This window comes from Pararobbsia alpina (genome assembly GCF_965118125.1).
GTDB classification, from domain to species: domain Bacteria; phylum Pseudomonadota; class Gammaproteobacteria; order Burkholderiales; family Burkholderiaceae; genus Pararobbsia; species Pararobbsia alpina_A.
Map to the genome: position 1 here is coordinate 1,569,839 of NZ_OZ221288.1, position 13,008 is coordinate 1,582,846.

Genomic DNA, 13,008 nt, shown 5'->3' on the forward strand with positions numbered 1-13,008 from the left:
CGATGTTCACACGGAATCCAATGAGCGCGTTCTCCCCCAGTGAGCGGTATCTGCAGAACTTCCACGGACGTGTTGCAGGTGCAACGAGTTCGGCGTTTGGAGGCTTTCCCGCATGGATGGCTTCACGCGAATATCGATCGTCGTACGACGTGCTTGCTTCACTTGCGCTCGAAATGCCCTCTGTTAAAACCGTGCTCGACGTTGCATGCGGTGACGGCCATCTCTTGGGACTTCTCCTGAATAAAAATAAGAATGTGCGTCTCATCGGCGTGGATATGAGCGAGGGAGAACTCAATCTCGCGAGAAAGGCATTGCCCCCGGAAGTGGTGTTGCTGAATGAACGCGCACAAGCCATGTCTGTTGACACGGGCGCGGTCGACGTTGCGCTGTCGCATATGGCGCTCATGCTGATGGACGATATTGGCCAGGTCATGCAGGAGATTCGACGCGTTCTGAGGCCCGGCGGCACGTTCGGCGCGATCATTGGCCGCACGTTTTTGCTGGGCGAGGTCAATCAGATCTTTCTGAACGCGTTCAAGCCCATCGCGAAAGAGGATCTTTCACCGCTGCCATTTGGCGACTCACGAACAAGATCGATGGATGGCTGGACTGAGTTGCTGCGCGAAAGTTTCGACGACATTCGTTTCGAAGACATCGACGTACCATGGAGTCCGACGCCCGACGAACTGTGGCAGTCACTGGGCGAAACATACGACGTCGACCGCCTCTCAGAACCAGCACGCAACCGGCTCAGGGATCACTTCATGCCCGCCCTGTCGCCCCTTCAGGACAGCGACGGCACGATTCGCACAGGTTGGGGATTGCGGCTGGTACATGCACGGGCGCGTTAGTTCGAACGTCGGCGCCCCACAGTGATCGAAATGTACAAAGATCGCTTCATGCAAATCGCTACGATGGAAGGTCTTCACGTCTACGTGCGGCAACCGGACCGGACTATTCGTTGACCAAACCGACAAAACCGAGCGAGAAAGCACAATGCAGCGCGGCAACCGTATGACCGAAGCAGAGGGCGGCCGACTCGGCGACATTGATCAACTTCTCCGTCAATGGACCATCCGCGATGCGCTATCGGTGCTCGACGAGATCGATCATCGTCTGGCCGTACTGGCGGCCATCGAGAAGCTATGTGGCGACGAAACCACCGACGAGTTGCACACTCTCCACCCCTTAGTCACACAAGCGCGCTGGTTGTTTGGGCCTGAATTCGACAGTAGCGAATATTCTTCGAACGTCAGCCTGCGTACGGCGGCAGAAAAGATCTTTAAAAAGAGACTGTCTGCTGGCGCCTTCATCAATCAGAGACAACGACCGGACATCGTCGTGCTCGGAGACGCGACCTGCTCAATAGTCGGTACCGAAGGATTTGATCCGGCCGATCCGACGCTCACGCGCATCCAGAACGTGTTGATCATCGAACTCAAAAAGGGAAGATCCGCGATCGGCCGCGAGGAAATGAACCAGGCCGACGGCTACGTACAGGATTTTCTCAACAGCGGCACGCTCGACGGAACGCCGATGTTCAGGGCGTTCGTGGTCGGTCACGAAGTTGCGGCGAAGACCACCCGAGAAAAGGAGCTCAAAGAGGACGGTGCACTGCGAGGCCGGGTTCAGGCAGTCACTTACTGTCAGATCACTCGCTCAGCGCATCAGCGACTATTTCGTCTGAAAGAGCGCATCCCGGCTCGCTACGAAGACGTTTCGGGGGCCGACTTATCCGCGAAGGTGATGCAAACTGCTTCGCAAGGTTTGCTGGCTCTCTCCACGCCTGTCATCAACTGACGAGCCCGCCGGTTTAGCAGGGGCATGTCGCGCTGCCGGCACATGCAGAAACGCCGTTGAGCCGACGGCGCTTCGGGACTTCGAGTCACCCGACGGCAGGAGTCCAATGCACTTCGGTCAGGCCGACTCGCTATCGCGACGTCGGACTACTCCTCCGACGGCAACAACGTTGAAAGCAGCCGACGCAATTCCATGCGCTCTTCGTGCGTCAGCCTCGCCGTCAATATGCGCTCAACTTCTTCGACACGTGGTCGCAAGGTTGCGAGTTGTTTCTTGCCGGCGCTGGTGAGATACAGCACGTAGCTCCGCTTGTCGACCGGGTCGTCCTTGCGTTCGACCAGCTCATTGCGGACCAGGCGCGCGACCAGATCCGCGATGGTCGAACGATCGACGTCGAGTTCATCGCCAAGTTGTCGCTGATTGACGCCCGGTGTCCTCTGCAGGACCTCGAGCGCCGCGTACTGCACGCTCGTGATCTCCGCAGAAACCTCGCTAAGCCACACGGCTACGTGCCGCTGCTGGGCGCGCCGCACCAGACTGCCAGTGAATCGGGAGAGCGCTTCGGGGACGTCGTGTTTGGGCGGCAATTTTTAAGCGACGAGCGCAGGTGTGTGAATTCGAAAAATGCGCAGCAGGAAGTCACTTAATTCTGCGTGAGCATCCAGTGGCAACACATGCGCGACATACTGATCCGGACGCACGACAACGAGTGCGCCCTTTTCACGGCTTACGCCGCGCTCGACGAAGATATCGCTTGCCGCGTCGCTCGTAAATACCTTCTCGTAGTCGATCAATCCGTAACGTCCCTTGCGCGGCAGCAACAGCGAGTGCAGATCGCCGACGCGGACATCGCGATGAGGCTTCTGCAACACCGCGCGCAAGTCAACGACATGGTCCCAGTCGGCGCCCGGCGGTGTGATCAGCTTAAGGATCGAATCCGGCGACGTAGCCCAGTTTTCGCACAACGCGTTCAGAGCTTCCCCGCTCGCATCCGAAAACGCATACAAGCGCCAGCGGCCATCCGCGCGTGCCGCGTGCCCAAGCTGCATCGGCTTTGCATCCGCGACCCGGACGACGGTCGACGAGTGAAAGCGCGTGCCAATGGTGAAGCCACTTGCGAGTGACTGATAGGTGGACTCCCCCGTCAACGCGCCCGGTCGATAGCGCGTCGCGACGCCCGCTGTATATCGGCCCGCGCGAACAAAATAGGCCTGAAGCTCCTCCGGATCGATGCCGCCCGCCTCGGGGCGCAATGGATCTTTCGGCGGCGCGGCCATCATCGCCGACCACTCTTTATCAAAGTCGATCAGCTCCTGCGCGACAGGTTGACGTTCATCGGAGTACGTACGCAGCAGGTCGACGTCGCTCAGCCCTTGCAATACGGCTCCCAGCTTCCAACCGAGATTGAAACCGTCCTGCATCGATACATTCATGCCTTGCCCTGCTTTCGCACTGTGCGTATGACAGGCATCCCCGGCAATGAACACGCGCGGCACTTGCTTTGTTCCATCCATGCGAATCGCGTCGTCAAACCGATCCGTCAAACGCTGACCCACTTCATAAACCGAGAACCATGCGACCTCTTTCACATCAAGCGAATACGGGTGCAGGATTCGCTGCGCGGTCTGAATGATGCGGTCGACCTTTGTCTGCTTGATCGTGTCCCGATTCTCGGGAGTGACTTCGCCCAGATCGACGTAAAAGCGCACAAGGTAGCCGCCTTCACGCGGAATGATCAGCAGATTGCCTTCGCTCGCCGACTGAATCGCGACTTTCAGGCGAATGTCCGGGAAGTCCGTCACGGCGAGCGCATCCATGACGCCCCATGCATGGTTGGCTGCATCGCCGTTAAGCGTCTGCCCGATCGAGGTGCGAACACGACTGCGCGCGCCATCGCAACCCACGACGTACTTCGCGCGGACCGTGACGAGTTCATCGAGTTGCGATGCATTCGTCCGACGCAAAGTCACGCGGACCGGATAGTCACCCACGTCGTCGCGCTGCACGTCCACGACTTCGAGGTCGTAGTCCGGCTCGAGTCGCTGTGCGGAACGATGCATCACATCCAGCAGATACTCCTGAACGCGCGCCTGATTGACAATGACATGCGGAAATTCAGACAGACCTGATTCGGTGTCCTGAACACGACCGGTACGCTTAATCGCGCCACGGTCGGTTGCATCCGGTCTCCAGAACGCGGTTTCGTTGACCCAATAGGCTTCGCGCAGCATCCGGTCGCTCAGGCCAAAGGCATTGAACATCTCAACGGTCCGGCATGCGACACCATCGGCCTGTCCCATCAGCAACGGGCCCGAGCGACGCTCGACGATGCGCGCTTTGATCGATGGAAACTGCGACAGCTGCGCCGCGAGCACCAAGCCGGCCGGACCACTGCCGGCGATGAGCACGTCGACCGTGTCGGGCATATCGGCGCGAAACGCGCCGGTGACAGCGGGCTCGATCGTCGGATCGCCGACGTGAAATCCGTTGAGATGAAATTGCATGGTGTCTTCCTCCAATCAGGCTCGGTCTCCTGTTGAAGCGAAATATACTCCGTACACAAACTATATGAAAAGCACCCTTGAATGAGTAAATACCCTTAGATTTCGTCGACAGACACGCGAGGGGATCAACGCTAAAAGTTGCGAGACTGACTCGAGTCAAACTGAGCAGCGCTCTGCGGATACAACGTCGGAACCGGGTGCACGACAAAGCGCCCTCACAGGCTTGCCTCCGACCCAAAGGTCAGCAGCCTGCGAGGGCGCAGATCAGGCCCAGGCGCGCAACGTTTCGATTGCGCGCCGAGTGCGGAACCCTGCGATCAGGCAGCGAAGCCACCATCGATCATCAGGTTCGCGCCCGTGACAAACGCGGCTTCGGGGCTCGCGACATACGCCACCATGCCGGCAATTTCATCGGCGTGACCGTGACGCGGCAGGGCCATCAAACCATGCAGCGAAGCAGCGAACTCGCTGTTTTCCGGGTTCATGTCCGTGTTGACCGGACCCGGCTGCACGTTGTTCACCGTGATGCCACGCGGGCCGAGGTCACGCGACATGCCTTGCACGAGGCCTTGCAGTGCGGACTTGCTCATTGCGTAGACGGCGCCGCCCGGGAAAGGCATGCGATCGGCGTTGGTGCTGCCGATATTGATGATCCGGCCGCCGGTGCCCATATGCGGAAGCACGGCCTTGCTCGCGACAAAGACGGCGCGGACGTTGACTTCAACGGTCTTGTCGAAATCGTCGAGCGAGAAACCGTCGATCGGGCCGAGCAACAAGACGCCTGCGTTGTTCACGAGGATATCGATCTTGCCGAACTCACGGGCCACTTCGTCGATGGCGCGCGTCAGCGCCGCAGCGTCGCCCGCATCGGACTGGATCGCCAGTGCCTTGCCGCCGTCTTGCTTGATGCTGGCTGCGAGCGCGTCGGCCTGAGCAGCCGAGCCGCGATACGTGAACGCGACCGTCGCACCGTCGCGTGCGAGACGACGCACAATCGCTGCGCCGATGCCACGTGCGCCGCCCGTTACAAAAGCCACCTTACCGTTGAGAACCGTTGCCATGATGTGCTCCGTTGCTTGTGTGGAAGAAAGTGACTGCAGTATGGTTCTGCGATTCCACTTCGAATAGACCATAATCACGGCAATCACTTTCAACCCAAAGTATCAGGACGGCGATGGAAGCCTTGAATCTCCTCGAATCGTTTGTCACGACCGCCCAGACCGGCAGCTTCTCGGCAGCTGCGCGCCGACTCGGTTTGACGCCCGCCGCGGTGAGCAAGAATGTAGGCCGGCTCGAGGCGCAACTGGGCCTGAGGCTGTTCCACCGAAGCACGCGCAGCCTGACGCTGACCGATGAAGGCGACCAGTTTCTCGGGCAGGTCCGCACGCCATTCGACGACCTTCAACAGGCGTTCTCGCATGTGTCCCAGCAAAACGGCGCGCCGTCGGGCACCTTGAAAGTCAGCGTCGGCGTCGGGTTCGGCCGCGAGTATCTGGTGCCGCTGCTTGGCGAGTTTCTCGAGCGATATCCGTCGATCGTGCCGGACTGGCACTTCGACAATCGGCAGGTCGATCTCGTGGGCGACGGATATGACGTCGCGGTCGGCGGCGGCATCGAGCTGAACGAAGGCGTCGTTGCGCGCGAGCTTGCGCCTGCGCATGTGGTCGCTGTGGCGTCGCCGCGCTATATGGAAGGCAAACGCATGCCCGTGCATCCGTCCGAACTCGCCGTGCTCGACGGCATCGCACGTCGCTCGATTTCTTCGGGACGTGTCTATGCGTGGACATTGCAGAACGCGATTGGCGAGCGCGCCGACGCACAGCTTCGTACGCGGATGATTTTCGACGACCCCGAAGCGATGGCCGCCGCCGCGGTACGCGACCTCGGCGTTGCACTACTACCTATGCCGCACGCTGAACCGCTATTGCGAAAATGCTGTCTGGTCCGACTGCTGCCGGGGTGGTTTGCGAGCCTGGGGACGATCAGCCTGTACTACCCCAACAAGAAACTGTTACCGCCGAAGACACGAGCCTTTGTCGAGTTTGTCGTCGAGTCGTTTCGGGTGCAACGTATTGCGGCACGGTTCGATGCAAGAGGGTAAGGACTCGAGCGTCAGGCTGCCGCTCGCCGTACAATCGATCCAACCTGCATTTGAACGACACACGCATTGATCCGTGGATCGATTGATCTGTTCGGATCCGGAGCACCGTTATGGAAGACCAAGACATCCCTCTGGCAAATAGCGACGTCCTGTATAAGTCGCTGATCGGAGAAGCGGATTACAGCGTCACACGCACCACCGTTCGCCCTGGTGGCGAAACGCAGTGGCACCATCACACCCACATCTCCGATCGCTTTGTCGTGGTCCGAGGCGTATTGACGGTCGAGTTCCGCGAAGGAAGCGAAGTCAGGAAAGTCGAGGTCCGCGACTACTACGCGCTTGCGCCCGGCGTGCATCATCACGTCCGGAACGAAACCCAGACGGATGTCGTGTACATCAACGTCCAGTCCGGCGGCGAGCGGGATATCGTCATCGAGTAGCGCGATTTCTCAAGCTCGCGAATCATTTCGACGCTCCGCGAAGTGCGCGGAGACACGTTCATTTCTAGTCAGCTCATCCGATATCGTTGACGTGTGGATCGTGTCGCTCGAAGACGGGCCGATCTCTCGGCACGCGACGCAAGCGTATTGATGGTCCCTGCCGATGCTTGAGATGCATTGGTTTGCGGTACGCCGTTCTGGCGCGATCACGCATTCGAGGGATTCTCATGAAAACGCTTTTGGCTGCGTTGCTGGCTGCGTCACTCACGATCTCCGCCATCAGTGCGGTTGCCCAAGGAACGACGAGCACCCCTGAGCCGAAGATCACCGAAGGCTACGCAAGGATGGTCGCGCGCGACGCCTACTTCTGGGCGTGGCCGATGCTCAACGTGTACAACCGGCGACTCGCCTTCAAGGACGTACCCGAGCCAGGGCTACAAGGCGGCATCGTGCCGATCGCGCCACCCAACCGGCTCGCCATGCTTAGCGACTATGTACAGCCGGAGGAAAGACTGGTCGCGTGCCCGAACCAGGATGTCGTATACGGCGCATCGACACTCGCGCTCGATGAAAGCCCGGTGGTGATTCAAGTACCCGACTTCGGCAAACGCTTCTGGGTGTATCAGATCGTCGACGTCCGGACCGACAGCTTCGCGGATCTCGGTGCGATGTATGGCACCAAGCCCGGCTTCTATATGCTGGTCGGACCCAACTGGAAAGGCACAGTACCCAAGGGCATCACCAAGGTGTTTCGCTCATCAACCAATACGGGCTTCGTCGTGCCGCGCATCTTTATGGACGACACGCCTGAAGACAAACGCGCCGTGCAGCCTTTCGTGAACGCGGTCGATATGTATCCGCTTTCCCAGTTCGACGGCAAGATGAAGCATCGTGTCTGGGCCGACGCACCTAAATTCCCGGCGCAGGCGACTGGCGACGCCGAAACAAAATGGGTGGATCCGGCCAAGTTTGTCGATGAATTGCCGCTCATTATGAAAGACGCCCCGCCATTGCCCGGCGAACAGGCGCGCTACAAACGCATCACGACCGTTCTTGCAGCCGCTCAGCGCGATCCGGCCATCAAACAAGCGATGATCGACGAAGCCGGGAAAACCGATAGCGAAGTCATTCAACCGCTATTCGAATTGCGTAATTTCGGTATTCCGCTGCCGGACAACTGGGGGACCATCGACAACGGCGCGATGTTCGGAACGGACTACCTGACCCGCACCGCGGTCGCCAAATCGAACATCTTCGTCAACAAGCCGAACGAGACGAAATACTTCTATCAGGATCTCGACGCTTCAGGCGGACGCCTGAACGGTGCGAATCGCTATACGCTGACGTTCAAGAAGGGCGCGCTTCCGCCCGTGCGAGGTTTCTGGTCGCTCACGCTTTACAACACCCACCACTTCTTCGAACCAAACGCTTTGAAGCGTTATTCGCTTGGCACCAAGAACAAGTCGTTGAAGCCTGATGCCGACGGTTCTCTCACGATCTACATTCAGGCCGATTCCCCCGGGGCCGATCATGAGTCGAACTGGCTGCCCGCGCCGAAGGATGCTGATTTTTCCCTGTATGTCAGGGCATATTGGCCGGAACAGGCCATCACGAGCGGAAAGTGGACGCCGCCGGCGGTCGTGAAAGCGAATTGAGCACGTCGCGGTACGCATGGGGATTCGAATTGCGTCGATGCAGACACATCGAATCGCTACAATCACGCAGATGATTAAGGCCATTCACCGCGACACGTGACCGACATACTGACTTCCTATTTCTGGAGCGGCGACGCCATTCGCAGTCGCCGCGTAAGTGACGTCGTTTTAACAGCCACGGTCGAAGTGCCTGCGCCGTCCGCGCGTGTGCTTGCGGATTGGGAACGAGAAACGTCTACGCAACTCGTCCTCGAACCGGGTGACGTCGAGACGATGCCCTTGGCACGCACGCGAGCACGTTGGCCGGATTTCCTGCGATGTGTGCAGGCAATGACTGCCTGGACATCCGCACTCGGATTGCCTGATGTACTCGCCTCGAGTGATATCGCATTGATGGCCTGCCGCGGCGCGCGGTACCACCATGACGGCGGCCAATACGGCAGCGCCGCTTTCTGCAATCTGTTCCTGAGCGAAGACAAAGGGCTCGACTTGCATTTCGCGTCGACAGGCCTTCGCATTCCCCTGACTCGCGGAACGGCGGTGATATTCGACACCTGCCAACCACATGGCGTTATTCGACGCGACAGCACCGGTTTTAATGCGGATGACTTCGCATCGAATCACGATGACATCCAGATATTTCTGACCTGGGAGCTTCCCATCGAAGACGTCGGTGTGACTCGTGCACTGAAGGTGGACTTCGACGTCTCGCCTTCGACCTCTCAGCAGCCAGATGACGAACAAGTCTGGATGAACGGTGCACCCGTTGCCGTGTATCCGGAGTCAGGGCGCTGGTATCGGCTTGATTGAACGATCAGAACCGCCCGCCTACTCGAATTCACAAACACCATGAAATTAAGAATGTTGCTGGTCGCCACGTCAATGTGTGCGGCTATGTCGGTCAATGCTCACACGATCTGCACCATCGTCGCGGATGCCAACAGCGGGAAAACGTTGCTCGAGCAAGGCGACTGTGCGAAGCGCGTGACACCCGCATCGACTTTCAAAATCGCAATCAGTTTGATGGGTTATGACTCGGGGATTCTTAAAGATGCTCACAATCCCACTTTTGAGTACCGCCAGGGTGACCCCGACTGGCTCGGTGCCATTTGGAAACAGCCGACCGACCCTACGCGCTGGATCAAGTATTCGGTCGTGTGGTTCTCGCAACGCGTGACAACGTCATTGGGTATGACCCGCTTTGCCGACTATGCGAAACAATTCGCCTTCGGCAATGCCAATGTATCGGGCGATTCGCGGCATCCCGACGGTTTGACCCATGCGTGGATTGATTCGTCGTTGGAGATCAGCCCGCGAGAGCAGGTGTCTTTTCTGACGAAATTGGTCAATCGCAAGCTGCCAGTGACCGACCACGCGTTCGCAATGACCGAGCAGATCACCGAAGTGACTCAACTCCCGGACGGCTGGGATATACACGGGAAGACCGGAGCCGGATTTCCAGCGAACGCCGACGGATCAGACGATAGAGCGCACGGCTGGGGATGGTTCGTCGGATGGGCCCGGCGTGAGGACAAAACACTGGTGTTCGCACGACTGATTCAGGACGACGGCGTCGCTGGTAAAGGACCCGCCGGCCTACGGGCACGTGATGCGTTTCTTGGGGAATTTCCGGGCCTGACTACGAAGCTGGTGGGGTCGAACCGCGGATAACCTGGCCTTGTGCCGCGACGCGCTTGGTCATTGGCACACAAGCCAGATCAATTCCGCGTGGAGATTTGTAGACGGAGATCTCATCGCCTGACCACCCGCAGCGCCGATAAAAGGGCGCTGCGTTGAGCGTCGAATCAAGTCGCATCATTGAGATGCCATGCGTCTTCGCCTGGGACTCGAGATAGTCCAGCATCAACCGTCCCACGCCCCTGCCCATATGAGACGGACGAACAAAGATCGCATCGATCTGCCCGTTCGCCGGGGTCAGCATCCCTGTGCCGACGATCAGGTTGGTGTCTTCAATCACGTAGAAGCCGTGCTCGACGAGCTTTGTCCATTTCTCGCCGGGCGTACCTTCTATCCAGGACGACAGTGTCTCCGAGGGATAGTGATTGATGCATGCGGTGAGCACTGAATCCGCGCGGATATTCCACGCTTCAATTGCATCGGCTGCGGTTGCTTTTCGGATGGTCAGCATTGAGCGGTCCTCGCTCCAATTTACGTCGGTGCATGTCGGAGCGGCTCAAAGCGTACGGCTCCGTCATGACTGGCGGGCCGTTGGGAATACTGCAATGGTCTGAACGCTACGACTCCCACGGGCCGCCGGAGGCGGTCATGGTACGCATCATCATGGAGTTGGCGTCGTAGTTCATGCGCCGATACTGCCTGTTGTTATTTCCCTCGTCAACTTCACGCTATCCGTGATTCATCTGGCGACCTCGGTGCCCGTCGCGTTGAGTTCGTTGTAAAGTCGTGGCGCATCGCTTTCATCGCATGCGTTCAAGTCGTCACGAGGAAACTATGACGGTTGTCATTCTCATCGGCGCTTCGGGAGCGGGGAAAACCACCATCGCTCAGGAAATCGAGAGGCGCCATGGAAACGAATTCGACGTGTTCTACTTCGATCGGATCGGGGTGCCGAGTACAGAAGAGATGCTCGCGACGCATGGATCGGGCGAGGCGTGGCAACGCGCCAAGACATTTGAGTGGCTTCACAGAATAGCGACGCTGCCAAACCCCACGCGCCCGATTCTGTTCGAAGGCCAAACTCGCCTGTCGTACCTTGCCGAAGCCGCAGCGAGCGCGGGCGGCCTCCGCTACGTTCCCGTCTTGGTCGATTGCGACGACCAAACGCGAATCGACAGATTGTCCTCGGCCAGAAATCAACCCGACCTGGCGAACGAACACATGATGAACTGGGCGCGCTATCTGAGGAACGAAGCGCACAAAGACGGATGCAGGATTCTCGACACATCCAGCATGTCGTTAGATGACTGGGTCACCTATGTCGTGAATCTGATGAGGGCGTAGCGCCCCGAACGCTGCTCATGCCCGCTACATTCTGGCAACTCGAGCGTCCATTACACATAAGCAAAACTTGCGAGCAACAAGGCGAACATCTTTGATCACAACACCCTTCGATTCATCGATCCTATCGACCCCTCGCATCCGGCTCGTGCCACTTGTCGCGGAGCATGCTAATGACATGTTCGAGGGACTGAACGACGCCGCTTGCTATCGTCACATCCCGCAGGATCCGCCAACATCCCTGGAGGCGCTCGCGACGAGATACCGCAAACTCGAAAGCCGCCGTTCACCGGACGGAAGCGAAGCGTGGCTAAACTGGGGGTTGTTTGACGTCGACGACAAGGCGCATGGCTACACTCAGGCAACGATTGACCTGAACTCGAAAGAAGCCTGGATCGCCTATTTCATATTTTCGGCGAGCCAGCGTCAGGGCTACGCACAAGAAGCGCTGCGTGAACTGCTCCCGGCTCTTCGAGAAGCGTACGGCATCGTCAAATTCCGCGCAGAAATCGACACGCGAAACGTTGCATCAATCCGTCTCGTCGAATCCCTCGGCTTCTCGTGCGTCCGGCACGTGAAGAGTGCCGACGAGTTCAAGGGTTCTGTGAGCGACGAATATCACTACGAGCTTTAAGCGCGGTTAGCGCGAAGCCCGTCCGAATTCCTGAACGTCATCCATTGCCGGTCAGGCGAAGCCCCCGGCATCTACAAGGAGAACATCATGTCTCGTATCTTTATCTCGGGTTCGTCGACCGGCTTGGGCCTGATGGCGGCGGAAAAGCTTGTTCAGCAGGGGCATCAGGTCGTGCTGCACGCACGCAATGCCGATCGTGCACGCGACGCGAAGCGTGCGTTGCCGGAAGCCGAGGCAGTCGTCATAGGTGACCTGGAAACCATCGAAGCCGCGAGGAAGGTTGCTGCGGACGTCAATACATTGGGGCGCTTCGATGCCGTGATCCACAATGCGGCGGTGGGCTATCGCGAAGGCAATCGCCTGACGGCCGACGGCTTGCCTCATGTCTTCGCGGTCAACACGCTGTCGGCCTACATCCTCACGGCATTGATCGAGCGTCCAAAGCGGTGCGTCTATCTGAGTTCGGGCATGCATCACCATGCGGATGCCAATCTTGACGACATCCTTTGGCGCAAGCGTCGGTGGAATGGATCTCAGGCTTATGCTGAGAGCAAGCTTCACGACACGATGCTGGCATTCGCTGTTGCACGGCGTTGGCCCGACGTGCTGAGCAATGCGCTTGAGCCGGGTTGGGTTGCGACAAGGATGGGCGGGCCCGGCGCGCCGGACGAAATGGACCAGGCGCATTTGACGCAGGCATGGCTTGCTGCCGGCGACGACGCCAAGGCGGAAGTGACGGGCCAATATTTCTATCACTTGAAGCGCATGAGGGCGAATGAGCAAGCGCTTGATCCCGACTTGCAGGATCGGTTCCTACGAATCTGTGAGGAGGTTTCAGGTGTCGTGCTGCCTTAGGTCGAGCGACGGTTTCTACGGGCGCAACAGATTGCCAAGT

Annotated in this window: 14 protein-coding genes; 10 read left to right on the forward strand and 4 right to left on the reverse strand. The window is 58.7% G+C overall.

Annotation, left to right across the window (positions count from 1 at the left end; genetic code table 11):
* Positions 1 to 116: 116 nt before the first annotated feature.
* Entirely contained in the window at positions 117 to 851 is a 735-nt protein-coding gene (locus ACMFWR_RS25080) for a class I SAM-dependent methyltransferase (RefSeq protein ID WP_413195084.1), read from the forward strand.
* 145 nt (positions 852 to 996) lie between these two features.
* The gene (locus ACMFWR_RS25085; RefSeq protein ID WP_413195085.1) at positions 997 to 1,800 is read left to right on the forward strand and encodes a hypothetical protein; all 804 of its coding nucleotides are present in this window, start codon (positions 997 to 999) and stop codon (positions 1,798 to 1,800) included.
* 146 nt (positions 1,801 to 1,946) lie between these two features.
* Here the strand turns inward: ACMFWR_RS25085 and ACMFWR_RS25090 are convergent, their stop codons facing one another.
* From ACMFWR_RS25090 to ACMFWR_RS25100, 3 genes are all read right to left on the reverse strand, one after another.
* A complete protein-coding gene (locus ACMFWR_RS25090; RefSeq protein WP_413195086.1) occupies positions 1,947 to 2,387 on the reverse strand; it encodes a MarR family winged helix-turn-helix transcriptional regulator in 441 nt (146 codons plus the stop codon).
* A gap of 3 nt (positions 2,388 to 2,390) precedes the next feature.
* A complete protein-coding gene (locus ACMFWR_RS25095) occupies positions 2,391 to 4,304 on the reverse strand; it encodes an FAD-binding monooxygenase (RefSeq protein ID WP_413195087.1) in 1,914 nt (637 codons plus the stop codon).
* A 317-nt stretch (positions 4,305 to 4,621) separates the two neighbouring features.
* Positions 4,622 to 5,365 carry an SDR family oxidoreductase gene (locus ACMFWR_RS25100; RefSeq protein WP_413195088.1) on the reverse strand — a complete coding sequence of 248 codons (744 nt, stop codon included), beginning with the start codon at positions 5,363 to 5,365 and terminating at the stop codon, positions 4,622 to 4,624.
* Positions 5,366 to 5,478: 113 nt separating this feature from the next.
* Here ACMFWR_RS25100 and ACMFWR_RS25105 point away from each other — a divergent pair, with 113 nt between their 5' ends.
* The 5 genes from ACMFWR_RS25105 (at position 5,479) to blaOXA (ending at position 10,171) form a co-directional block, all read left to right on the forward strand.
* Entirely contained in the window at positions 5,479 to 6,405 is a 927-nt protein-coding gene (locus ACMFWR_RS25105) for a LysR substrate-binding domain-containing protein (RefSeq protein ID WP_413195089.1), read from the forward strand.
* A gap of 110 nt (positions 6,406 to 6,515) precedes the next feature.
* Entirely contained in the window at positions 6,516 to 6,845 is a 330-nt protein-coding gene (locus ACMFWR_RS25110; protein WP_413195090.1) for a cupin domain-containing protein, read from the forward strand.
* Between the two features lie 227 nt (positions 6,846 to 7,072).
* Positions 7,073 to 8,500 carry a DUF1254 domain-containing protein gene (locus ACMFWR_RS25115; RefSeq protein ID WP_413195091.1) on the forward strand — a complete coding sequence of 476 codons (1,428 nt, stop codon included), beginning with the start codon at positions 7,073 to 7,075 and terminating at the stop codon, positions 8,498 to 8,500.
* A 105-nt stretch (positions 8,501 to 8,605) separates the two neighbouring features.
* On the forward strand, positions 8,606 to 9,310 hold the full coding sequence (locus ACMFWR_RS25120) for a hypothetical protein (RefSeq protein WP_413197342.1): 705 nt from the start codon (positions 8,606 to 8,608) through the stop codon (positions 9,308 to 9,310).
* 39 nt (positions 9,311 to 9,349) lie between these two features.
* The gene (gene blaOXA, locus ACMFWR_RS25125) at positions 9,350 to 10,171 is read left to right on the forward strand and encodes a class D beta-lactamase (RefSeq protein ID WP_413195092.1); all 822 of its coding nucleotides are present in this window, start codon (positions 9,350 to 9,352) and stop codon (positions 10,169 to 10,171) included.
* On the opposite strand, the gene ACMFWR_RS25130 is transcribed toward blaOXA, so the two are convergent.
* Positions 10,140 to 10,649: a GNAT family N-acetyltransferase gene (locus ACMFWR_RS25130; RefSeq protein WP_413195093.1), complete on the reverse strand. Its 510-nt coding sequence runs from the start codon at positions 10,647 to 10,649 to the stop codon at positions 10,140 to 10,142. The genes blaOXA and ACMFWR_RS25130 overlap by 32 nt on opposite strands.
* 323 nt (positions 10,650 to 10,972) lie before the next feature.
* Here ACMFWR_RS25130 and ACMFWR_RS25135 point away from each other — a divergent pair, with 323 nt between their 5' ends.
* From ACMFWR_RS25135 to ACMFWR_RS25145, 3 genes are all read left to right on the forward strand, one after another.
* Entirely contained in the window at positions 10,973 to 11,482 is a 510-nt protein-coding gene (locus ACMFWR_RS25135) for an AAA family ATPase (protein WP_413195094.1), read from the forward strand.
* Between the two features lie 145 nt (positions 11,483 to 11,627).
* Entirely contained in the window at positions 11,628 to 12,113 is a 486-nt protein-coding gene (locus ACMFWR_RS25140) for a GNAT family N-acetyltransferase (RefSeq protein WP_413195095.1), read from the forward strand.
* 87 nt (positions 12,114 to 12,200) lie between these two features.
* Complete coding sequence (locus ACMFWR_RS25145) at positions 12,201 to 12,968, forward strand: SDR family NAD(P)-dependent oxidoreductase (RefSeq protein WP_413195096.1); 768 nt, start codon at positions 12,201 to 12,203, stop codon at positions 12,966 to 12,968.
* The last annotated feature ends 40 nt before the right edge of the window (positions 12,969 to 13,008 follow it).